Genomic DNA, 22,164 nt, shown 5'->3' on the forward strand with positions numbered 1-22,164 from the left:
CGTTAGCAGAAGCGGCCGTGGCCGGCCATGGGCGGCACGAGGCTGAAGATGCCGCAGGCGGCGCGGTGCCGCCTGTTGAATTAGTCGCGGAAATGGAGCCGAGGTTCGCCACCCTCCCGTGGAGGGGGAGGGTAAGCGTCAGCATCACGGCAGGCTCAAAAACTCCACCCAGTTCGGCTTCTTGCCGGTGGGATAGGATTTCAGCTTGGCGAGCGCGCCGCTGCTCTGGTCGATGGCGTAGACGCTCATTCCGTCGGATAGTTCGCCGACCGCGGCGAGGTAACGCCCCGTCGGATCGATATTGAATCCGCGCGGCTGCTTCTCCGTCGGTACGCTACCGATCGTGGTCAGCTTGCCGCTTGTCGCATCGACCTTGTAGGCGGTGAGCGTATTGGTGGTGCGCTCGGAGGCGTAGAGGAAGCGGCCGTCCGGGGTGATGTGGATGTCGGCGGCCCAAGGTTTTCCGTTGAAGCCTTCCGGCAGCGCGGTGGTGCGCTGGATCTCGTCCCACGCGCCGCTCTTCGCTTCGTAGGTAAACACCGCGACGTCAGCGTTCAGCTCGTGGATGAGATAGACGAACTTGCCATTGGGATGAAACACGAAGTGCCGCGGCCCTGATTTTTCCGGCACCTTGTGAGCCGGCGGATCGCTCGGTGTCAGCATGCCTGTTGTGGCATCGAACGCAAAGCTCAGCACCTGGTCGGAGCCCAGATTGGTGGTAAACACGAAGCGGTTGTCGGGCGAGGGCAGGAAGGCGTGCGCGTTCAGCCCGGTCGGGATCACCTGCTTCGGCTCACCCACGACGCCGTTGGCAGACAGCGGATTCAGCGCGACCCTGTTGCCGCCGTAGGACGCGCTGAACAGGAATTTGCCGCCGCGGTCGGTTGCGATGTTGGCCATGCTGTCGGCGAGCGGTCCGCTGCCGATGTGGCTGAGCTGGCCGTTCCTGGGGTCAATCGCAAAGCTGACCGCAACGAACGGCTGCGAACGGACGCCGGCGATCAGCACACGGTGGTCGGGCGTGATCGCGAGCGGCGTCGAGGATCCCGGCTTTTCGACGCCCGTGAAGGCGGCGGTCTGCACCGGTGTCATCTCGCCGCTCTCGGCGAGCTTGAACACGCTGATGTCGTTAGAGTCGGCATTGCCGACATAGGCGAAGGTTTCGGCCATGCCGGCACGGACTCCGGAAATGAGGACAAGGAAGGTGAAAAGAGTGGTGGCGATCGCGCTGGATGCGATGCGTCGTGTCGATCTCAACATGGGCGTCCTCCTGAAAGCCGGTGCGGCATTGTCGTTTTGTCGCAGAGGATAGCGGCAGGTGCGCCGTCGCACCAAATTCCAATTGGGATCGATTGATACCGAAATCGTATCGGTTGCGATGACGAAAGCGTCTTCGAGCGAAGTGAATGCCGGTTTGCGTCAAGAAAACGCGTTAAAACGAGAATCTACCGCACCGCCGCTGTCAGGTCGCGAGAGGGCAGATGCGGGCCGGCTGGATGTTCGGGTGGCCCGAGCACGGTCCACACGGCGACGGCCAGCAGCGCCGAGGTCAGGATGGTCCAGGCGACAAGTCGTTTGCGCATCACGCCAAATCCATCCGTCGAAAGTTCGATGCGCCTGAGCGCGCCAGCCATCGTGCACTGCAATAGGCGACGACCCTATGAACTCGTTCACAACCGAACGACGCTCAAGCAAATTGCGAACCATTGCCGGGCGAGTGCATTGACCTCGCATGCCCCGCGAAAACGATCTCGAAGGTAAGCCCGACATGGGCGGCAAGCACGGCGGCCAGGCCGGCCAGCCCAAGCCGCCGCCCCGCCCGCGCGAAGGCCCGCAGGATGAGGACGTCGTGGCAAAGCGCCACACCAGTCAAACCGATCGCAAGATCTCGCCGACTAACGTCAGAAAGCGCTAAGCTTCGCCTTCTATTATTAAGGTAGCAGGCCCCGGCCGCATGATCGCTCTGGAACGGCAGCCCGGTCGCGCCGTTACCTCGGTCTCGCGGGCGAGGACGCCAAAACGGAGGCTGGCACGTGTTTTGGATTTATTGGGACACCGCCTGGTCGCTCATCATCAGCGGAATCATGTTCACCACCATCGTCACGCACCCGGACGCCGAATTCGTCGAGATCCGGGCGGCGAGGCAGGGGAAATGAGCCTTCGCACCGCCTGAGTCCTCCGTAGTTCAACGGGGCGTGACTCGCGCGCGCCGCGTTTGGTGACAACGCGTTTGGTGAACCAAATCTTAGGGGCGGCCCGGTATTTTTCGGCATCTTTTTCAGCGATCCGGCGCTCCCTATGGCATTGTTCGGCAATCCCTCTATCCGCTCTGTTCTCGGCGCCATCATTGGTGTCCTTGGCCTGTTTCTGATCGGGCAGCTCGCTACCGGTCTCTTCGGTGCCATCGAGCGCAACGGCGCCGCCCAGAAGGTCGAGCGCCTCGCGAGCACCGACCAGCAGCTGTTTGCGACCCTGCTTGGCTTCCGGCTCGAGCGCGGCACCTTCCTGTCGGCGCTGGTCGCGGAGGGGCCTGCCAATGCCAATGCCGACAACCGCATCGCCACCAACCGGCAGTTGTCGGAAGCAGCCTACAAGAGCGTGCTCGAGCGCCTGGATGGCGTGTCTGATTCACGCCTTGCCGGTGCCTTGAGCAAGCTCGTCGCGATCCACGATGCGCTCACGCCACTGCGGTCCAAGGCAGAAACGGCTATCCACCAATCGAAGGCGGAGCGTGACGCGAAGGTCGGCGACGAGTTCCGCAAAGCCGCGCAGGATTATCTCGATGTCATTCTGGCGCTGACGGCTGAGCTCGAGAACGCACTCAAGCTCACGGATCCCGTGGTCGATCATCTCCTGGGCGTGAAGCAGTCGGCCTGGGCCGCGCGCAATTTCGGCGGCCTCGTCGCCATTCGTCTGGAAACCGCGGCAGCTAGCGGCAAGCCTTGGAGCGCTGCCGACATGGTCGGCGCCGCCGAGGATACCGGCCGCGCGAAGCAGGCCTGGAGCCAGGTGCAGGACGTCGCCGGCCGCGCTGACGCTCCCCCAAGCCTCTCCGACGTGGTCGCGCGCTCCAAGCAGGGCGATGCCGCCGCCATGACCGAGCGTCAGCAGGGCTTCATCAAGGCGCTGAGCAACAACCAGACCATCGACATCAAGATCGAGGATCTGTCGAAGCTCAACACCGCCACTCTCAATTTCAGCGTCGAGGCTGGCCAGGTCGCGCTGGCCGAAATGGTCGCCCGCGCCGGGCTGCAGATGACATCAGCGAAGTGGAGCCTGGCGCTCAATGGCGGGATGATGCTGGTCGCGCTCGCGATCACGATCTTCGGCTTCATCCTTGTGAGTCGCCGCGTCAGCGCGCCGATCCGCAAGCTGACGCAGGCGATGCGCTCCCTCGCCGAGCGCGACTATGCGATCGAGCTCGCAGGCATCGAGCGCGGCGACGAGATCGGAGAAATGTCGCGCGCGGTGTCCGTGTTCAGGGAGAACATGATCACCGGCGATCGCCTCGCCGAGGAAAAGGCGGCGGAGCAGGGCCGGAAAGAACGGCGCCAGCTCGCCGTCGACGGCTTGATCGAGCAGTTCGAGAAGACCGTCACGGAATCGCTGCACACGCTGGCTTCGGCCTCCGGCGAGCTGAACGCCACCGCGCAATCGATGTCGTCGACCGCCGAGCAGGGCTCGTCCAAGGCGGCTTCGGTCGCGAGCCTGTCGGGCGATGCCTCGTCCAACGTGCAGACGGTTGCGGCTGCGACGGAAGAGCTTTCGGCCTCGATCACCGAGATCAGCCGTCAGGTCGCGGAATCTTCCAGCATTGCCGGCGCCGCGGCCGGCGAAGCCGATCGCACCAATGCCGAGGTGCAGGCGCTCGCCGATGCCGCGCAGCGCATCGGCGACGTCGTCGCGCTGATCACCGGCATTGCCGAGCAGACCAATCTGCTGGCGCTCAACGCCACCATCGAGGCCGCGCGCGCCGGCGAAGCCGGCCGCGGCTTTGCGGTGGTCGCATCCGAGGTGAAGAACCTCGCCACGCAGACCGCCAAGGCGACCGAGGAGATCACGGGCCAGGTTGCCGCGATCCAGGGCGCGACCAAATCGTCAGTGACCGCGATCCAGTCGATTGGCACCACCATCCAGCGCGTCAACGAGATCGCGGCTGCGATCGCGGCGGCCGTCGAGGAGCAGGGCGCCGCAACGCGCGAGATCGCGCGCAACGTGCAGCAGGCCTCGCAAGGCACCAACGAGGTCTCGCGTCACATCTCCGGCGTGTCGCAGGCCGCCGGCCAGACCGGTGCAGCCGCCGGCGAAGTGCTGGATTCGGCCCAGATGCTGGCGCGCCTGTCGGATGATCTCAAGCGCGACGTCGATCGCTTCGTCGGGGATCTCAGGGCGGCGTAGTTTCTAACGGTCCGTAGGGTGGGCAAAGGCGCGCGCATTTCGCGCGCCGTGCCCACCACTCACGTTCAGCGATGCGGATGGATGGTGGGCACGGCGCGCGAAGAGCGCGCCTTTGCCCACCCTACGAAATCACTGCATCATGGCTGCGATCTTCTCCGCCGACATCAGCACCGGAAAATTGGTATTGGCGCGTGGGCCCCACCGGGAAGCATGTCGGCCGTCGTAGCCTCCAACGAACCGAAGCCGCCCGCCCAATCGACGGTGACCACAAATCACTGTTGCGGCTGTTTCGGATCGAGCAATTGTGGTCTCGCGCGATCAACATAATCAATGACTTATTCGGAGTTCGAAAACGGCTTGTTCGCTTCGTCGAACGCGGTCCAAACTGCTTTGAGGCTACGAGAGTTTGTTTTCTCCGTGTGATCCCGATCAGGACAGCCCGTGATAATTCGTCAAGCGAACTTCGCTGATCTGCCTGCAATCGAACGCATCGTGTCGGATGCATATCGCGTCTATATCGAGAGGATCGGAAAACCTCCAGGACCTATGCTGGACGACTATTCTGCGCACGTCCGCAACCGTACCGCCTGGGTGGCGGAAATTGGCGGTCAGATAGCAGGGGTGTTGATCCTCATCGAGCAAACGGACCACCTTCTCTTGGATAACGTCGCCGTTGACCCAAGCCATCATGGTCGCGGTATTGGACGGGCGTTGTTGAATTTTGCCGAACAAGAGGCAGTCCGTCGCGGCCATCGCGAGATAACCTTATACACACACGAGAAGATGTCGGAAAATCTGGCGATGTATCCTGCTCTCGGATGGGTAGAAACAGAGCGTCGCGAGCAGAACGGTTATCAGCGCGTGTTCTTCCATAAGTTTGTCGGAGGCTGATTGACGTGCTGTTGTTCTCGACTCTGGTTTGACTAACCAGACCTCCGAACCGTTTGTTTGATGCGCAGAGTTGCGCGGGAGCCGCCTAGCCTGGAGGGTTTGAAACCCATGACAACCGACTCACGCCCGAACATCTTATTCATTGTCGTGGACGATTGCGGTTATGCCGACCTTTCATGCTGCGGGCAGACCGACTACACGACGCCAGCGCTGGATCGCCTCGCATCCGAGGGGGTGCGGTTCACCCAAGCCTATGCCAACGCGCCGTTGTGCACGAACACGCGCGTCGCAATCATCACCGGCCAGTATCAGTATCGCTTCCCGCTGGGCCTGGTTGAGCCGCTTCTGCCTGAGCAACGATCGCAGGACGGCATGGGCATACCACCCCATTTTCCGACGATGCCGAAACTGATGCAGCTGGCAGGATACCGCACGGCCCTGATCGGCAAGTGGCATCTAGGCTATTTGCCGCACTATGGGCCGCTTCGAAGCGGCTATGACGAATTCTTTGGCGTCATGGGTGCCTTCACGGGGTATTACACGCATCGCGGCGATGACGGCGAACTCGACCTGTACGAGGGTGAGACGACAACGGATGAGGTCGGCTACGTCACCGACCTGCTAAGCGACCGTGCGACCGCCTATGTCGAACAATCCGATGCGCGTGAAGCACCCTGGTTCCTCAGCCTGCACTACACCGCTCCGCACTGGCCGTGGTCGGCACCGTCGGTGGAGGCTGCCGCCCGCGAACGCGAAGTCGATCCTGCGGAGTGGAAAGAGGGAGGCTCTCCTCGCATCTATGCCGAGATGATGGGCATCCTGGATGCAGGGATCGGGCGAGTCATGGACGCCGTGCGGAAGAGCGATCGCGAGACGCTCGTCATATTTACGAGCGACAATGGCGGCGAGCGTTATTCCAAGATGTGGCCTTTTGTCGGACGGAAGTGGGACCTGCTCGAGGGTGGACTGCGCATTCCCCAGATCATCTGGCGGCCGGGACATGTTCAGGCGGGCCTGGTCTCGCACCAGGTCACCATCAGCATGGACTTGACCGCGACTTGCCTGGCCGCCGCAGGCGTAGCAGCCGATCCCATGCACCAACTGGACGGCATGGACCTTACGCCGTTGCTCATGGAGGAGCGCCCCGAACAGCAACGCACTCTGTTCTGGCGTCTCGCCAACCGACAGCAACGGGCCGTGCGTTCCGGGAATTGGAAATACCTGAAGGTGGGCGATCAGGAATTTCTGTTTGACATAGCCTGGGACCCACGCGAGCGGGGCAATGTCGCGCGCAAACATCCCGATCTTCTCAACAAGCTTCGGAACGAATGGTTGGAGTGGGAACGGAAGATGCTGCCAGTTTCCCCTGACTTTGTCCTGCCGGCACTCGACCTGAGCGGCATGCTTTGGTGAGACAACAATTTGAATGCCTTAGCTCATGCCCGCTTCTGGCGCCAAAGCGGACATGAGCATCGGAAATCGCAGCGCATCACTGCACCATCGCGGCCGCGATCTTCTCCGCCGACATCAGCACCGGAAAATTGGTGTTGGCGCATGGCACCACCGGGAAGATCGAGGCGTCGACGACGCGCAGGCCCTGGATGCCTTTGACGCGCCCCTGGTTATCGACCACCGCCATCGGATCGTCAGCCCGGCCCATGCGGCATGAGCATGAGGCATGCCACACGCCGATGGTCGCCTTGCGCACAAAGGCTTCCAGCGCCTCGTCGTCGTTGATCACGTCATTGAAGGTAAAGCCTTCGACGACGAAATTGTCGATCATGTAGTGGCGCAGCGCCGCCGGCCCGTCCATCAAGGTCGCGGCGATCTTGGTCAGAATCCTGTTGGTGTTGTTGACCACGCCGATCTTGCGCACGCGGTCGGTATAGGAAGCCGGGAACGGCTTGTCCGTCACCGCCTTGACCACGTCGCTCATCTGCACCGCCGCCATTTTGCGGAAGCCGCTCATCAGGCGATCGAGGTCGCGCCGGTCCGACAGCAAATTGAACTCGACGATTGGCTCGGCCGACGGATCGCGCGAGGCGAGCTTGACCTGTCCGGTCTCGGAATAGGTCTTGTTGACGAAAGTCAGCAACGACCCGATCTGCTCGCCGACCGCGTGCCAGGCTGATTTGCTGAGCAAGACGACGAACATGTCGCCCTTCGGCACGCCTGCGAGCCCGGAAGAATAGCGCAGGCCAAGCTGCATATGGCGCCTGGTATGCTCGTTCATGCGCGCGCCGCGGCGGACAAAGGACGACAGCGAAATCGAGGGATGATCCATCAGGCGCTGGCCAACGCCTGCCAGCCCCATCAGGACCGGAATCCCCAAGTCCTTGAGGTGACCGACCGGGCCGATGCCGGCGCGCAAAAGATGCGCCGGCGAATGGATGGCGCCACTGGAGAGAATGATCTCGCGTCCCCGAAATTCCTGCTCCCGCCCGTCGATAACAGCCTTCACGCCGACGCATTGCGTGCCTTCAAACAGCAGCTCTTGAACTTGCGTGTTGGTGGAGATTGTGAGGTTGGCGCGCTTGCGCGTGTCGCGATCGAGATAGCCCATCGCGGCCGAGACGCGTTGCTCGGCCTGATTGGAATGCGTCACCGGGAAATAACCGTCGACGAACTCGCCATTCTGGTCCGGCACGAATTGATGGCCTGCCTGCTGGAATGCGTCGGCGAAGGCCTGCGAATGCCGGGTCCAGTGCTCGCGCGGGATTCGGCGGACCGGGATCCGGCCATCCTTGCCGTGGAACGGTCCGTCGAAATCGAGGTCGCGCTCGACCTTCTTGAAAAACGGCAGCACGTCGTCCCACGTCCAGCCCGTGGCGCCGCGCGCGTCCCATTCGTCGTAGTCGGTCGGTGCACCGCGGTTGGCCATCTGACCGTTGATCGACGAGCCGCCGCCCAGCACGCGCGCCTGCTCATATTTGCGCAGAGGTGGCCGCGCTTCGTTCGGATTGTTGTGGCTGACGACCTGCGTCGTGACCTTGAGTTCGGTCCAGTGGAAGCGCGGATCGAAATAGGCGGTGCCGGGATAGCTGTCCCGAATCTCGGCCGGCTCGTTGCCGGGTGGCGTGTCCTGTCCGGCTTCGCACAGCAGGACCTTGTTGACACTCTTCGCGGAGAGCCGGTGGGCCAGCACGGACCCCGCCGAGCCGCCGCCCACGATAATGAAGTCGTACACGATTGGCGTTTCCTCTTGTTCTTGTACCAAGAGGGTAGCGTGGTTTTATCGTGAGGTCACGTCGCCGCTTTTGCTGGGGATCGTAGGGTGGCTGACCCACCCTACGAATTTTGTGAACTCAACTGTGCCGAAGTGTGGAGATGCCGCGCTCGACGACGAGGCGGCATCCTTCGCTCACTTTTCCGGATGGCCTGTGCCGGGCTTGGTCGTCTTCGGCGCCTTGCCGTCTTCGATGCGGCCCTCGTTACGAAGATCGCGGCCCTCCTGCGCCTTGCGCTGGCTTTCGGCAGACTTGCCGTGCTCGTTCATCTCTTCCTTGATGAAGCCCGCGCCTTCCTTGATTTCGCCTTTGACGCTCATTTTGGAAACCCTTTCTTGCCAGTTTGCCACGGTGGTCCGTGCCTGTGGGGCAATCCCCGACGGCGCATAGCGTTCCTATGCGCTGGCCCTGGGAAGGATGTCGGTTTGCGGCTGGCGTCTTGCGGGGGAGATGAGCCCCTATTGCAGCACTTTCGGCATCACGACGACGATATCGACCTGCCGCTTCAAGACCCGCGATGCGACAGACGCGATGTACAGAGAATACCCGTCCTCGATGTCGGAGGCGATCTCCTCGTCCTTGGCGAAGGCGTAGAGCATCGTGCCGTCGATCTTGTCAAAGCGGATACCTGCGAAGAGCCGATCGAACGTCTCGGCGCCGACGGCGCCTGCCATGAGCGCCTGTATCGCCTGGTCCTGAACGAGTGTGAGCTTCGTCATGCCGGTGAGATATGGAACGCCTGCGCGAATACAAGGTGCGGAGGAAACGGTGATGCAGAGCGTCGTGGACGAAACGCGGGCGCGCGGCTCAAGCCGCCGCCGCCTGCTTCGACAGCAACTGCTTCAACTTCGCCGCCGGCACGGCCGGGCTGAACAGCCAGCCCTGCATCTGGCTGTATCCGAGCTTCCGCTGCGCATCGGTCTCGGCGCCTTCGGCCACTCCGAGAGCTGTCCGCTCTCGGAGCCAACGGAAACATTCGCTGGTCGCGCCGGAATTTCGCTTTCTGACCCAACGTGGACGTCGAACAGTTATCGGCTATCGCGCCACGCAGCCAGGTACAATGGAGACCTGCGCACTTCTTCAACGGTGGTCCTCGATAAGCCCATGTCGGCGAGCAGCCGGTCATCAAGTTCGAGAAGCTGCCTGTACTGGGATCGTCGTTCCCACTCCAGTGCTATTCCAGCGAGCCACGACAACGGGCTGTTCCAGGACCATCTGGAACCCCGAAAGGATGCAGACCCTGCATCGAGAGTGTTTGTTGAATTGCCGCAAGGCATGTTTCACCTCCGTATTGGAGCGAAACAACGCTTGGCTGCGGAGGCTCATCGGGCGGTTGTCAAAGGCCCGAGGAATTCTTGTATCACGCGTCTCTCAGGGGCTCAAGCGATCGTAAGCGGACGTCAACCCATGAAGCCGTCGTGCGGTTTGCCGCGCTTTAAGCCGCCGCCGCCTGCTTCGACAGCAACTGCTTCAACTTCGTCGCCGGCACGGCCGGGCTGAACAGCCAGCCCTGCATCTGGCTGCATCCGAGTTTTCGCAGCACGTCGCGCTGGACCTCGGTCTCGACGCCTTCGGCCGTCGTCGCCATGTGGCGGGCCGCGGCCATGTGCACCACGGCCTGGACAATCGGCGAGGAATCCTCGGGCTCGCCGATGTCGCTGATGAAGCTGCGGTCGATCTTGATCTTGTCGAAGGGGAAACGGTGCAGATAGCTCAGCGACGAATAGCCGGTGCCGAAATCGTCGAGCGCAATGCGCACACCGAGCTCGCGCAGCTGCTGGAGGATCGTCAACGCCTCCTCATCGTCGCGGATCAGCACGGTTTCGGTGATCTCGATCTCGAGCCGCCCCGGCGCCAGGCCTGATTCCGCAAGTGCGGCGGCGACCTTCAGCGCCAGCGTCTTGGAGCGGAACTGCACCGGCGAGACGTTGACCGCGATGTGGATATCGCCGGGCCAGGAGGCCGCCTCGGTGCAGGCCTGCCGCAAGACCCATTCGCCGATCTCACTGATCAGGCCGGTGTCTTCCGCGACCGGAATGAAGTCTGCGGGCGAGACCATGCCGCGCTCCGGATGGTGCCATCGCAGCAGCGCCTCGCAGCCGGTGACGACATTGGCCGCCAGATCGACCAGCGGCTGGTAGTGCACCTCGAACTCGCCGCGGACGAGCGCCTGCCGCAAATCGAACTCGAGCTGGCGGCGCAGCCTGGCCTTGGCGTCGTATTCGGGCACGAAGATGCGGAAGGTGCCGCGCCCTTCCGATTTCGCCGCATACATCGCCAGATCGGCGCGCTTGAGCAGATCGTCGAGATTGTCGCCGTGGTCGGGCGCGATCGCGATGCCGATGCTGGCATCGGTCGCAATCTCCTGGCCCTTGCAGTCCACCGGCGTGCGCAACGTCGTCAGGATCTGCTCGGCGAGCGCGGTCAACTCGGCCTGGTCGCAGGTGCCGGCCTTGATGATCGCGAACTCGTCGCCGCCGAGCCGCGCCACCAGATCGTTGCCGCTGACGCAGGCGCGCAGGCGGTTCGCGACCTGGCGCAGCAGCTCGTCGCCGACTTCGTGGCCGAGCGAATCGTTGACGCCCTTGAACTCGTCGACGTCGATATAGAGGATCGCGAACGGATTGCCCTGGCTGAGCTCCGCCACGCGCCGCTCAAGATGCCCGCGCATCAGCACGCGGTTGGGCAGGTCGGTCAGCGCGTCGTAATGCGCCATATGCGCGATGCGCTCGTCGGCGCGGATGCGTTCGGTGACGTCGTCATGGGTGGCGAGCCAGCCGCCGGCGGTGCCGGGCTGGTTCTTGATTTCGATCAGCCGGCCGTCGGACGTCTCCACGATGGAGCTCTGTGTCTGCCCAACGCTGCTCAAGATGCCGTCGCAATAGCTGTCGACGTCGCCCTCGAACGAGCCGGTATCGTGGCGGTGCTGGATCACGTCGCGGAAATGGACGCCGGGCTTCACCACGGCGGTCGACAGCCGGTACATCTCGATGTAGCGGCGATTGCAGACGATGAGCCGCTCGTCCTGATCGAACATCAGGAGGCCCTGTGTCATGGTGTTCAGCGCGGTGTCGAGCCGCTGCTTCTCCACTGAGAGCCGGCCCGTCATCTGGCGGAAGATCAGGAACAGCGTCAGCACCAACAGGCCGATCGACAGCACGGCCACCGTGACGAAGAATTTCGTTTGCGTGCGCCAGGTGGCGAGTGTCGCGTCCAGCGATTTGGTGGCGACGATGACCAGCGGCTCGCCAGTGAGGAGGCGAGAGGCGACGATCCGGTCCTTGCCGTCGAACGGGCTTGCAAGCTTCGTCGTGACGAAGGTGCGTTCGAACACGGCTCTCTGTTCGGGCGAGCCGGTGCGGTAGTTCTGCCCGATCATGTCGTCGACATGGGGGACACGCGCGAGCAGCTGGCCGTTCTGGTGATGCATCGCGATCGAGGAATCATCGCCGAGGCCGGTGGAGGCGAAGAACGATTCGAGCTGCTCCGGTGCGATCGCGCGCGAGACGATGCCGAGGAATTCGCCATGCGGGCCGGACACGCGCCGTGCGATCACGATCGCCGGACCATTACCGAACCGGCCGGGCACGACCTCGATCTCTTCCTGGGCAATCGGATCGTTCTTGAGCCGGTTGAAATAGCCGCGATCTGACACCGAGATGTCGGCAACCGGCCAGCGCCGCGACGAATTGATCAGCACGCCATTGGAATCGAACACATTGGCGCCGGCGACGTCGGACCAGCCGCTGGCCTTGGCGCGCAGCACCTCATGCATGGCGAGGGTGCTCATCTGGCTGCGGAACAGGTCGGCGGACTCGATGCCATGGCTTTCGAGCTCGGCGATGACGCTCTTCTGGAGCACCGCGAAATCCGCGAATTCGCGGTCGAAATGGCGGGTGAGCAGCCGTACCGCGCTTTCCAGGCTGTCGCGGCCGCTCTCGATCGCGTTCTGGCGGAAGCGGTCGACGGTAAGCCCGGTGCCGACGGCGGTTGCGGCCATCAGCACGAAGCCGCCGACGATCAGCCACGTCAGCGGCGCGCCCCGCCAACGGCGGAGCAACGCGCGCAACCGCGCGGTCCATCGAATTGATGCGCCCATCCAGCCCTCCGCTGGGATGCAAGATGCAGCAAAACCGCCAAGACCCCGTTACCAGTGAGGGTTAGGGAAGTATGAATCGGCACAAAGTCAGGGGGGTGGCTTGTTGGCCGGGGGAGGAAAAAGTGATGCGATTACAGCGGCCGTTCTACTGTGCATGGGGTTGTTTTCGAGGTTTTTGCGAAACTCCAATCCCTCACTGCCGCCGGATCTCCCATTTCAGCGCCGCCGCGTTCTCCTTGGCGAACATCGCCGGCACGTCGAACTTTCGGGTCACGAGATCATAGCGGCATTGCCAGCCGCCCAGTCCCTTCACGGCGACGTTCTTCGGATGCTTGTCATACTCGCCGCCGAGCGAGATCACGAGGTAACGGTTGTCGGGCCACGTCACGTCGAGCCAGCGATAGGCCTCTTCGGTGCCTTTCACGAGATTGGCCGAGATGTGGTAGTCGAGCTTGGCGAAGCTCTTCGTCTCCGGCCGGCCGTAGAAATAGGCCCAGGCGAGATCGCTGAGCGACTTCTTTGTCGCGCTCGCGAAGGCGCCGTTCTCGACATGGTAGAGATAGAGGTCCTGCTCGCCTGAGCCGGTCTTTTGCATCCGCACCAGCCATTGCGAATCGGGGGTCCAGCGGAAGCCGGCGCCATAGCCCTGCTCCGGCTTCAGCTCCGTCATCTGCTCGCCGTGCCGCGCCCAGACCTGCCATTTGACGTCCCAATCCCCGCCGTCCTTCATGTACTGCTCGAGCTTGGTGGCGCCGTCAGGCGAGGTGAAGGCGAGATCGGCATTGTCGGTGAGGATGTAGCCCGGCGGCGGCCCGGAGGCGGCAAGCGCGGGGGCGGCGGCGAGCGTCAGGGCAAGCGCCAGAAATGGTGCGGGACGGCAAAATGGGGTCACGGGAAAAATCCCTTGAAAAATGGTCGCAAAAAATAGCCGCAAGCGCGGCCTCGCTCATTTGACGCCGACGGGGCCAGCTCGGTTCATCCCATCGACTGTCTTGCTGCCGCAGCCAAATCGGCGCAATTTGCCGGGGCTGATTTGCGACTTAAGGTTTGAAGTCTGATGATCACTGCGTCCAAGGCCTTCATTGCATTCTGTCTGCTCGCATTGGTCGGCACCGTGCTGGTGGTCGGTCCCACCGAGCTGCGTCGCCTGCTGCCGGGCGGAGGGACCGCCGAGATCGCCGTCGCCGCCAAGCCTGAGACCAAACCTGAAGCCAAGGCAGCGCCGAAGGCTGAAGAACCGAAGCTCGCCGCCGTTGCACCGCCCGCGCCGGCCGACGCACCGAAGGCGGGTGCACTCGCCGAAACCGAGAGGCAGGTCACGGCCGCGCTCGCCGATCTCGCGCCGGTCAAGCCGCCGCCGGCCGCAACCGATGCCGGCCCGCGTTTCGACGTGGCGCGCGTCGACGATCATGGCGAAGCGGCGGTGATCGCGGGTCAGGCCGCCCCCGGCGCGAAGGTCGAGCTGCTGCGCGACGGCCAGCCGCTCGACACCGTGGTCGCCGATGCATCGGGCCAGTTCGTGATGACCCCGCCAAAGCTTCCCGCCGGCAGCTATGAGCTGACCCTGCGCGCCAAGGCGCCGGACGGCACAGTCTTGCAATCCAGCCGCACCATGCCGGTAACGATCGCCGAAGCCGCCCTGCCGCCTGTGCGTGTTGCGCCGCCCGTCGCCAGACAGGAGACCAAGCAGGCTGAGAAGCCGGTCGATAAATCGGACGTCGTCGCGTCCCTGCCGTCCCCGCGCCTGGCCGCGGCGCCGGCTCGGCCCAGAATGATGGGCGCGGCGAAGCCCAGGCTCATGGCGACCGCGCCAGCCGCCTCTGCGGGCGCGACGGTCGCATCGGCTTCGCCTTCGGACGTCTTCAACGGTGCTGCGGCGGACGCGGGTGGAAGTCGGGTCATCGCACGCGGCGACAGCCTGTGGACTCTCAGCCGTCTCGCTTACGGCGACGGCGCCCGCTACGCGGTGATTCTCAACGCCAACCGCGAAAAGATCCACAATCCCAATCTGATCTATCCCGGCCAGACGTTTGTGCTGCCGCAAAAGGCGCAGTAAGGACGGCCGCCGCGACGCTTTGACCGTTGCACCTGGGAACCTTTGGTTCCGCCGCGCGTCTTTTCCATGCGACGCAATGCGCGCTGGAGGAGGACCAAGAAGTGGTCAACTCAGTGGTGATGCCGAGATCACGCTTGAGACTGGCGCTGGGCGGCGCGCTGCTCATTGGTCTGACAGTGCTGCTGCCGAATCCGGCCCAGGCGCAGTTCGGATTGCGCGGCGGACCGCTCGGTGTTGCGCGTTTCGCCGTCGGCCACGTGATCGGTCTGTCGCGCCTGCGCCATGCCCGCATGGCGGTGCGTGGCGGTCGCACCCGTGACGCTGCGTTGCGGTCGCAGGATCCGCGCGGCGCCGAGCGTGGCCAGCCGGCCAATCCCTACATCTTGCGCGCGGCGCTCACGGCAGGAGCCGCGCTGTCGGGTTGGCATGGCGGCCGCCGTCCGCAGGGCTGGTGGCGACATCCCGACGGCAGCTATGGCTGGGTCGGCCCGGTGTTCTGGCCGTTCGCGCATGACGATCTTACCAATGCAATCATGTCAGGTGATGCGACCAGCCTCTCGCTCTATGGCTATGGCGATATCTATGCCGCGATCTTCGTACCCTATGCGGCCCCTGAGCTCGCCGCCTACACCGCGCCGCAAGGCAGGCGCGCGCGAAGAATTCCCTCAGTGGAGAATGTCTGCGACGCCAGCGACACCGACGGCCTGCCTGTCGAGCGCATCATCGCCGCCGTGCAGCCGAACGAATTGCAGCGCACCGCCCTCGATGATTTCAGCGCGGCTTGGCTAGCAGCGCGCGATACGATCCGCGCCTCATGCCCAACACAGGCGCCAGCGATCGCGCCGGAGCGCCTTGGCGTGATGCAGTCCCGTCTGGAAGCGATGATCAAGGCCACCGATGCGGTCGCGCCGCCACTGGCAAAATTCGTCGATCTCCTCGACGACGATCAGAAATCAAAACTCGATGCGCTGGCAAAGGAGCGCCACGCCGCGCTTGCATCAATCCAGCGCAAGGACGCGCAGGCATCAGCCTGCGAGGCGGACAGCGATCCCCGCTACGACGAGCAGGCCCAGCGCCAATACCAGCAGCTCGTCCAGCAACAATGGCCCGCCGCCGATATCGCCACCTCCTTGCGCCTCGACGACACCGCGCGCGCCCGCCTCGACGTGCTTCAGGACACCACGCTGCGCACCATGGAGACGCTGAGCGCCTGCCCGTCAAAGGCAGCCGTGACACCGCAAGCCCGCCTCGCAGCCGTCAAGGCACGGCTGGAGAAGATGCTGCAAGCGGTCAATGGCGTCGCTGATGCGCTCGACGATTTCGAGGCCGGCTTGAGTGACGAGCAGAAGGCGGCCTTCGAGGCGATCGGACCGAAGCGGGGGACGTAGTTTGCCTTCCCGTTACCCGCACGCCCAGTCGAACTTCATATCCCTAAAATCGAGCTGCGCATTACCGCCGCCGAAATTGTAACCGCCGAAATATTCCTCGAACTCGACGTAGAACGGGCTCATCTCCGGCACGGGCTGGCAGGGCCGCATGGTGCCGCCGAGATGGTTGGGGGCGTGGTCCTTGCCCCAATCATGCAGGCGGAAATTGTCGCGGCTCGGGACGCCGCCGACATAATAGTAATAAGGCTGATAGCCGGTCGGCGGGTTGCGCCTGGTGTGCTCGTCCTGCGGACCCTTGCCGGCATTCGGATCGGTCGCGCGCGGCGTCGACGTAATCGCGCGGTTCTCGGCGAGATCAGCGCGCGGCGGACCGGCGAACATCTTCTTGGCGTAAGGCGCGGCGGCCTCATGGAAGGCGCTGGCGGCACCGACATCGAGCCAGCGCGGCCGCTCCGCGGTGGCAAGCGTAAGCGGCGCCGGCGGCGTCGCGAATGCGCCGTCATACTCCCGCGCCGTCAGCAGCAGCGCGGCATATTCGTAATCGAGGATGTCGGTCATGCGGGAGAGGCGCGGATGTGAGGGGCGCGCTTGCACCGCTTCACGAATCTCGGGATCGTCAGGCGCGCCGCCATCATTGTGGTCGGGCGCCGTGGCAAAGAACGACACCGCGACGATGTCCTCGCCATGCACGCGATAGTCGTCCGGCAGTTTCAACGTAAAGCCGTGCATCAGCGGATAGCCGGTGACGGGATCGAGCGGCCATTGCTCGCTCGTGATTCCCGGCGGCAGGCCATAGACCCAGCCATGGTCGCGCGCACGCTCAGCGGGACGGTCCAACATCAGCAAATCATACGCACGCGAAGGCAAGCCAAACGCCACGATCATCTCCCATCCGGATTCCACCTCGACGTTGAGGCGATCGTTGGTCGCGGGGAGGAGGAAGGTGGTTCGTGGGAGAGGTGGGGGAATTCGCAGGCGAGATCATTCGCAACGCCGCGCCTCAACCTCCAATGTCGTCCCGGCGAAGGCCGGGACCCATAACCACAGGGTGCAGTTTGGCGAAGATTGGTCGATCGGTACTTCTACCTCATGTAGTCGATAGATTCCGCGGTATGGGTCCCGGCCTTCGCCGGGACGACGTGGAGAAACAGTCTGCGCTGCTGACCGTTCCACAAAGAACTTACCCCCTCCGCCTTGCCACAGAGGCATCCACCACGTTCTCCACTTCCTCGTGCCAGGACAAGATCTCCATCGCCAGCACGGGATGATTGAAGCCCTTGAGCTGGAGATCGTCGAGCGCGCGGGCTTCGACCCATTGCTCGACGATGCCGTAGACGCGGCGGCTGACCACGATCTGGTCGGCCTTGGCCTCGCCGCAGAGGCGGGAGGCGAGGTTGGTGACGCTGCCGATCGCGGCATATTCCAGCCGCTGCTCGAAGCCGACCTGGCCGAGCGTGGCATAGCCGAGCGCGATGCCGATGCCGAAGCCGAGGCTATGGCCGCGGTTGCGCCAGCGCTCGGTCAGCGGGCCGATGGTGTCGCGCATCTCCACCGCCATCTTCACGGCACGCCGTGTGTGGTCCTCGAACTGGATCGGCGCGTTGAACAGGATCATGACGCCGTCGCCGGCATATTTGTCGAGCGTGCCCTCATATTTGAAGATCAGCGTGCCGAGGGCGGCGTGATATTCCCGCAGCACGTTCATCGCCTCCTCCGGCTCGGTCGCTTCCGTGAACGCGGTGAAGCCGCGCAAATCGCAGAACACCACGGTCACCTCGCGGCGCTGGCTGGTGAGCAGCCCCTCGGGACTGTCGGAGGAGGCGATCAGCTGCGCCACCTGCGGCGCCAGGAAACGCTCGAGCTTGCGGATCCGCTCGATCTCACTGAGCTGGGTCTCGACGCGCTCTTCGAGCGACTTGTTCCAGTCCTTGAGCTGCTCGGTCTGCTCGCGCAGCTTGTCGGCCTGGTCGCGCACGGTCTCGTGCGCGGTCTCCAGCGCGTGGCTCTTGTGGTCAACTTCGGTGAACAGCCGCGCATTGCGCATCGCCAGCACCGCCTGGTTGGCGAAGGTCCGCATCAGGCCGATGAGGCTGCCTTCGAACGCGCCGCGGGCGCGGCGCAGCACCACCAGCGAGCCGAGCGTGCCCTGCAGGTCGACCAGCGGTACCACCAGCACCGAATGGAAGCCGGCATCGACCGCGGCGTCGCGCAGCGGCTGCTCGGGCGCGTGGTCGAGATCGGCAAGCGCGATCGGCTCGCCGCTCCTGGCGGCATCGCTCAAAATATTCTCGCCTTCCTCGATCGTGATGTGGGCGCCGTCAGCCGATTTGTCGATGCCGTTGGCCTCGACCAGGTCGAAGCGGCGCGCGTCCGCATCATAGCCGTAGATCAGCACCGCATCGGCGTGGCTGATCTCGAGCGCGCGGGCGGCGATGGTCGGCAGCACGGCGTTGAGGTCGAGCGAGGCGGCGACCGCGCGGCCGACCTCTTCCAGCACCTTCAGCTCGTTGATCGACTGCGCGAGATCGCGGGTGCGCTCTTCGACTTTGGTCTCGAGGTCCGTATAGGTCTCCTGGAGCTGACCGGCCATGCGGTTGAACTGGCCGGCGAGCTCTTCCAGCTCGTCGGAGGTGTGCACGTCGATGCGGTGGCTGAAGTCGCCCTCGCCGAGCTTGTGCGCGCCGTTGCGCAGCGCCGTGATCGGGATGATCATGCGGCGCGCCAGCAGCGTGCCGGCGAGGATCGCGACCAACAGCCCCATGCCGATCAGCAACGCAATGCGCACGAGCTGGTCGCGGATCGGCGTCAGCGCCTGCGCGGTCGGCTGCTCGAACAGCACGTTCCAGCCGAGCTTCGGCACGGTGCTCGCCGCGGTCAGCACCGAATGGCCATTGAAGTCGGTGCCGAACGTATCGCCGTCGCGGCCGGGGGCGATGGCGGCTGCGACCTGCGGCAGCTTCGACAGATCCTTGCCGACATCGGGGCCCTTCGACGAGGTCGCCAGCACGCGGCCGCGTGCATCGACCACATAGGCGAAGGCGGCCTTGCCGAGCTGGGCATCGGCGAGGTAGTCGGAGAGGAAAGAGAGATCGATCTCGGCCACGGTGACGCCGGCATTGAAGCCGGAATGTGCCACCGAGATCGATATCACCGGCTTCTGATCGACGAAAGAGGCCGGCGAATAGCTCACGCCGCGCGCGACCGTGTCGGTGAAGCGCATGTCGCGGGAGAGGTCGGCATTACTGCCGGTCGTGGTCGACTGGCGCGAGACGCGCAGCACCTCACGGCCGTCGCCGTTGAGCTGGAACAGCTGGGAGACGACCGAGACCTGGTGCAGCAGCTGGGCGTAGTCGGCGCGGCGCTTCTCGAGCGTGTCCTGGCTTGCCCGTGTCACCCAGCTGATCTGGCGTTCGAGCTCGGAGACCGACTGCTCCATGCGCCTTGCGGCGGCCTGCGCCTTGTCCCCGAGGGCGTCGGTCAGCGACGTCGTGGTGGCGCGGTAGGAGATCCAGGTCTCCATCGCGCCGTTGACGGCAAGCACGAACACGACGAGGCCGACGAGGGAGACGACGTATTTGGCGAACAGGCCCTCGCGCAGAAACCGAATCTTGCCTTTCGCTCCTGCCATCCGGATCCTCTCGCGCCGCGACGGACGCCGGCGCTATGGGCCGCACGGGCCCTTACGATCTTCTATCACAATTTGGGCCAAGGAACCGGCAAGGGCGGGCAAGGAGCCGACAAGGGACGGGCGGGGATGGCCGGCGGCGGCCCAAATGCCGCAGCCGTCCTTCTCATCCGTTCGGATGAAGAAGTGGACGGGGTGCGGGTGTAAGGACCGCCTCGGAGTCTGGAAGTGTTGGTCCAAAAACTACCGATTAAAGAGTTGCCGCATCACGTCGTTCATCGGCTGGCTGTCCTGCTGGGCGACCGGCGGGTCTTGAGTCGGCTGGGCTTGGGTCGACGGGGCTTGGGTCGGCGGCGCGGGCGAGGCCTGCTGCGGTGCCGGCGTGGTCGGTGTTCCCGGCAGGCCGCGGCTGCGGATGCCGGTTCCAGGGGTGTTGGACAGAGGGCTGTTGGACAATCCTTGCTGGATCATATTGCCGATGGCCTGGCCGAGTGGGCTGTCCGGCCCCGGCAGCTTCATCTGCGGGTTGGCGCTGCCTGCTGCGTTGCCGCCGCCCGGCGCGGCGCCGCCGAGCCCGAAATTACCACCAAGATTGCTCAACATGTTGCCGAGCCCGGCGCCGTCAGGCCCGAACAGACCCTTGCCCATCTCGCGCAGCTTGGCATAGGCGGCATCCGGATTGTCCATCATGCCGCTCATGTCGGGATAGATCTGCGGCTGCGACCAGGAGCCCGAGATCATCACGGGAATGCCGAAGCCGACCGGTTCGGAGGTGCGGCCCTGGCCTTCGGTGGTCATGACGAGCTTCGGCTCGACGCGAAAGCCCAGCATCTTGGTGTCGAGTGCGATGGTGCCGGCGCCGGTGATGCGCACCAGCGGGCCGACCAGGTTGAAATCGGTCGTCACCGCCTGGCCCTTGTCGATGCGGAAGGAGGCGGAGAGTTGCGACAAATCGGTGCTCTGCTCGGTGCTCCCTGCCTCACTGTCCTGCCAGCCGGACAGCTTGCTGGTCGTCAGCGAGCGGATCATCTGTGCGACATTGATGCCGCGGATGGCGCCGTCCTGGAAAGTGACGAAGGCGGTGCCCTGCATGTTCGCCATCAGCGCGCGCTGGCTGGGGCCGGCGCTGCGCAGTGCGAGCTTGGCTTGCATCTTGCCGTCGACCCGGTCGAACTCGGCAAGGCCCTGGAGCAGCGGCAGCGCCCGCACGCCGACGATGTCGGAATGCATGGCAAAGCTCGGTGCGCCGCTGGTCGCATCGAGGATCATCTCGCCCGAGACCTGGCCGCCATAGGCGCCGAGATTGGCGGTGCCTGTCTTCAAGATGCCGCCGGCGAGTTTTGCATCGAGCGCCAGCGGCGCAAGGCGCGCCTGGCCGATGATGGCTTCGTTGGCCGAGATCCTGATTTGCGCATCGACATAATTGAGCCCGGACACATCGATCGGCGCATCGCTCCAGGGCTGCGCGGTCGCGCCTTCGGGCGATTTTGCCAGCGGAATCGTCAGCCGCTGGAAGTCGAGATCGACCTTCACCAAAGGCTTGCTCGCAATATCGACCGAGGCCCAGCCGTTGAAGGCGCCATCGCCGAGCGTGCCGTTGACGCCGTTGATCATCACCATCGGCCCGTTGAGGCGCAGCTCGGCATGGCCTGCAAGCTGCGACGACAGCACGTCCGGCATGTCGATGGCAAAATCCACCGGCGTGGTCTGCCGCTCGACCGGCGGCGCCGGCGTGGTCGCCTTGATGTCGAACCTGGTCGGGTGCTCGCTGATGCGCGCCGTGCCGATGACCTTGATCGTGCGGTCGCGGCCCATGATGGCGTCGGCGTTGATGGCCGTGATGCGGCTGTCGACGCGATCGCGCACGCGCGAGAATGCGACTTCGCCGTTGCTGATCTTGAAACGGTCGATGGTCGCACCATCCATGTCGGGCGCAAGCGCCGCTGGCGATGCATCGGCATTCGGCAGGCGATCGCGCAGCATGGGCAAATAGAGCACGGGATGGGTGACGACGATCTCGCTGATCTTCGGATGGCCCGACCATGCGCTGGACAACGACATGTCGACCTGCACGCGGTCGATGGTCAGGCGCGTGATGCCGCTGCGATCCTTGGGGTTCTGGAGCGTGAGGTCGCTCAAGGCGACGTTCAGCGTCGGCCACAGGCTGATCTTCGTCGTGCCGTCGATCGACAGGCGATAGCCGCTCGCCTGCTCGACGCGCGAGGCAATCGTCGAGGTCAGGAAGCCCGAGGGGATCCCGACCACCAGCAGGAGCGCGATCACGATGATGACGGCGACCACCGCCGCGCCGGCGAATTTAACTGCTCTCATGTCGACGTTCCAACGACGGACAAGCGGCGTCGAAACCCGCCCGGTCACCCGTCCCTCGCGCCTGAGCTTATCCCGGGATGGGAAGCCGCTCCAAGCAGACAAAAATAGTCAGGGGGAGCTGTAAAGTTATGTGACTTATGACACACTTC

The 22,164-nt window shown here is 64.1% G+C and carries 19 protein-coding genes; 7 read left to right on the top strand and 12 right to left on the bottom strand.

Annotation, left to right across the window (positions count from 1 at the left end):
- Positions 1 to 144: 144 nt before the first annotated feature.
- Positions 145 to 1,260, bottom strand: coding sequence for a lactonase family protein (locus UB31_RS22440; RefSeq protein ID WP_045012440.1), 1,116 nt, complete (start codon positions 1,258 to 1,260; stop codon positions 145 to 147).
- A gap of 185 nt (positions 1,261 to 1,445) precedes the next feature.
- The gene (locus UB31_RS41590) at positions 1,446 to 1,583 is read right to left on the bottom strand and encodes a hypothetical protein (protein WP_156175497.1); all 138 of its coding nucleotides are present in this window, start codon (positions 1,581 to 1,583) and stop codon (positions 1,446 to 1,448) included.
- 149 nt (positions 1,584 to 1,732) lie between these two features.
- Here UB31_RS41590 and UB31_RS41595 point away from each other — a divergent pair, with 149 nt between their 5' ends.
- The 5 genes from UB31_RS41595 to UB31_RS22465 all read left to right on the top strand — a co-directional run bounded on the left by UB31_RS41595 (position 1,733) and on the right by UB31_RS22465 (position 6,702).
- A complete protein-coding gene (locus UB31_RS41595) occupies positions 1,733 to 1,915 on the top strand; it encodes a hypothetical protein (protein WP_045012441.1) in 183 nt (60 codons plus the stop codon).
- A gap of 118 nt (positions 1,916 to 2,033) precedes the next feature.
- A complete protein-coding gene (locus UB31_RS42860; RefSeq protein ID WP_283806038.1) occupies positions 2,034 to 2,156 on the top strand; it encodes a hypothetical protein in 123 nt (40 codons plus the stop codon).
- A gap of 142 nt (positions 2,157 to 2,298) precedes the next feature.
- On the top strand, positions 2,299 to 4,398 hold the full coding sequence (locus UB31_RS22455) for a methyl-accepting chemotaxis protein (RefSeq protein ID WP_045012442.1): 2,100 nt from the start codon (positions 2,299 to 2,301) through the stop codon (positions 4,396 to 4,398).
- 441 nt (positions 4,399 to 4,839) lie between these two features.
- Positions 4,840 to 5,289 carry a GNAT family N-acetyltransferase gene (locus UB31_RS22460; RefSeq protein WP_045012443.1) on the top strand — a complete coding sequence of 150 codons (450 nt, stop codon included), beginning with the start codon at positions 4,840 to 4,842 and terminating at the stop codon, positions 5,287 to 5,289.
- Between the two features lie 108 nt (positions 5,290 to 5,397).
- Positions 5,398 to 6,702, top strand: coding sequence for a sulfatase family protein (locus tag UB31_RS22465; RefSeq protein ID WP_197090847.1), 1,305 nt, complete (start codon positions 5,398 to 5,400; stop codon positions 6,700 to 6,702).
- Between the two features lie 76 nt (positions 6,703 to 6,778).
- Here UB31_RS22465 and UB31_RS22470 read toward each other — a convergent pair whose 3' ends face one another.
- From UB31_RS22470 to UB31_RS22490, 7 genes are all read right to left on the bottom strand, one after another.
- Positions 6,779 to 8,476, bottom strand: a complete 1,698-nt coding sequence (locus tag UB31_RS22470) for a GMC family oxidoreductase (RefSeq protein WP_045012445.1) — start codon at positions 8,474 to 8,476, stop codon at positions 6,779 to 6,781.
- Between the two features lie 174 nt (positions 8,477 to 8,650).
- Positions 8,651 to 8,836: a hypothetical protein gene (locus UB31_RS22475; RefSeq protein WP_045005092.1), complete on the bottom strand. Its 186-nt coding sequence runs from the start codon at positions 8,834 to 8,836 to the stop codon at positions 8,651 to 8,653.
- Positions 8,837 to 8,974: 138 nt separating this feature from the next.
- A complete protein-coding gene (locus UB31_RS22480; protein WP_045005093.1) occupies positions 8,975 to 9,235 on the bottom strand; it encodes a hypothetical protein in 261 nt (86 codons plus the stop codon).
- A gap of 88 nt (positions 9,236 to 9,323) precedes the next feature.
- Positions 9,324 to 9,455, bottom strand: coding sequence for a hypothetical protein (locus UB31_RS42865; protein ID WP_283806097.1), 132 nt, complete (start codon positions 9,453 to 9,455; stop codon positions 9,324 to 9,326).
- Between the two features lie 89 nt (positions 9,456 to 9,544).
- A complete protein-coding gene (locus UB31_RS42870) occupies positions 9,545 to 9,793 on the bottom strand; it encodes a DUF1127 domain-containing protein (RefSeq protein ID WP_082078593.1) in 249 nt (82 codons plus the stop codon).
- Positions 9,794 to 9,951: 158 nt separating this feature from the next.
- Positions 9,952 to 12,615 (bottom strand): bifunctional diguanylate cyclase/phosphodiesterase, encoded by a 2,664-nt coding sequence (locus UB31_RS22485; RefSeq protein ID WP_045012446.1) that lies wholly within the window; start codon positions 12,613 to 12,615, stop codon positions 9,952 to 9,954.
- Between the two features lie 193 nt (positions 12,616 to 12,808).
- Positions 12,809 to 13,507: a TolB-like translocation protein gene (locus UB31_RS22490; protein WP_045012447.1), complete on the bottom strand. Its 699-nt coding sequence runs from the start codon at positions 13,505 to 13,507 to the stop codon at positions 12,809 to 12,811.
- 165 nt (positions 13,508 to 13,672) lie between these two features.
- Between UB31_RS22490 and UB31_RS22495 the strand changes: the two genes are divergently transcribed.
- Both UB31_RS22495 and UB31_RS22500 read left to right on the top strand, forming a co-directional pair.
- Positions 13,673 to 14,671 (top strand): LysM peptidoglycan-binding domain-containing protein, encoded by a 999-nt coding sequence (locus UB31_RS22495; protein ID WP_045012448.1) that lies wholly within the window; start codon positions 13,673 to 13,675, stop codon positions 14,669 to 14,671.
- Positions 14,672 to 14,790: 119 nt separating this feature from the next.
- Entirely contained in the window at positions 14,791 to 16,059 is a 1,269-nt protein-coding gene (locus UB31_RS22500) for a Spy/CpxP family protein refolding chaperone (RefSeq protein ID WP_045012449.1), read from the top strand.
- Positions 16,060 to 16,071: 12 nt separating this feature from the next.
- Here the strand turns inward: UB31_RS22500 and UB31_RS22505 are convergent, their stop codons facing one another.
- The 3 genes from UB31_RS22505 to UB31_RS22515 form a co-directional block, all read right to left on the bottom strand.
- A complete protein-coding gene (locus tag UB31_RS22505) occupies positions 16,072 to 16,899 on the bottom strand; it encodes a hypothetical protein (RefSeq protein WP_245305457.1) in 828 nt (275 codons plus the stop codon).
- A 340-nt stretch (positions 16,900 to 17,239) separates the two neighbouring features.
- On the bottom strand, positions 17,240 to 19,687 hold the full coding sequence (locus tag UB31_RS22510; protein ID WP_045012450.1) for an adenylate/guanylate cyclase domain-containing protein: 2,448 nt from the start codon (positions 19,685 to 19,687) through the stop codon (positions 17,240 to 17,242).
- A 240-nt stretch (positions 19,688 to 19,927) separates the two neighbouring features.
- Positions 19,928 to 22,015, bottom strand: coding sequence for an AsmA family protein (locus UB31_RS22515; protein ID WP_045010195.1), 2,088 nt, complete (start codon positions 22,013 to 22,015; stop codon positions 19,928 to 19,930).
- Positions 22,016 to 22,164 lie beyond the last annotated feature (149 nt).

The organism is Bradyrhizobium sp. LTSP849 (assembly GCF_000938255.1).
Lineage (GTDB): Bacteria > Pseudomonadota > Alphaproteobacteria > Rhizobiales > Xanthobacteraceae > Bradyrhizobium.

Bases quoted from the DNA above. Each gene is read 5' to 3' on its own strand.
- UB31_RS41595 (WP_045012441.1), top strand. From the start codon at position 1,733: ATGCCCCGCGAAAACGATCTCGAAGGTAAGCCCGACATGGGCGGCAAG.
- UB31_RS22495 (WP_045012448.1), top strand. From the start codon at position 13,673: ATGATCACTGCGTCCAAGGCCTTCATTGCATTCTGTCTGCTCGCATTG.
- UB31_RS22510 (WP_045012450.1), bottom strand. From the start codon at position 19,687: ATGGCAGGAGCGAAAGGCAAGATTCGGTTTCTGCGCGAGGGCCTGTTC.
- UB31_RS41590 (WP_156175497.1), bottom strand. From the start codon at position 1,583: ATGCGCAAACGACTTGTCGCCTGGACCATCCTGACCTCGGCGCTGCTG.
- UB31_RS22500 (WP_045012449.1), top strand. From the start codon at position 14,791: ATGCCGAGATCACGCTTGAGACTGGCGCTGGGCGGCGCGCTGCTCATT.
- UB31_RS42870 (WP_082078593.1), bottom strand. From the start codon at position 9,793: ATGCCTTGCGGCAATTCAACAAACACTCTCGATGCAGGGTCTGCATCC.
- UB31_RS22455 (WP_045012442.1), top strand. From the start codon at position 2,299: ATGGCATTGTTCGGCAATCCCTCTATCCGCTCTGTTCTCGGCGCCATC.
- UB31_RS22505 (WP_245305457.1), bottom strand. From the start codon at position 16,899: ATGTTGGACCGTCCCGCTGAGCGTGCGCGCGACCATGGCTGGGTCTAT.
- UB31_RS22515 (WP_045010195.1), bottom strand. From the start codon at position 22,015: ATGAGAGCAGTTAAATTCGCCGGCGCGGCGGTGGTCGCCGTCATCATC.
- UB31_RS22465 (WP_197090847.1), top strand. From the start codon at position 5,398: ATGACAACCGACTCACGCCCGAACATCTTATTCATTGTCGTGGACGAT.
- UB31_RS22440 (WP_045012440.1), bottom strand. From the start codon at position 1,260: ATGTTGAGATCGACACGACGCATCGCATCCAGCGCGATCGCCACCACT.
- UB31_RS22485 (WP_045012446.1), bottom strand. From the start codon at position 12,615: ATGGGCGCATCAATTCGATGGACCGCGCGGTTGCGCGCGTTGCTCCGC.
- UB31_RS22475 (WP_045005092.1), bottom strand. From the start codon at position 8,836: ATGAGCGTCAAAGGCGAAATCAAGGAAGGCGCGGGCTTCATCAAGGAA.
- UB31_RS22480 (WP_045005093.1), bottom strand. From the start codon at position 9,235: ATGACGAAGCTCACACTCGTTCAGGACCAGGCGATACAGGCGCTCATG.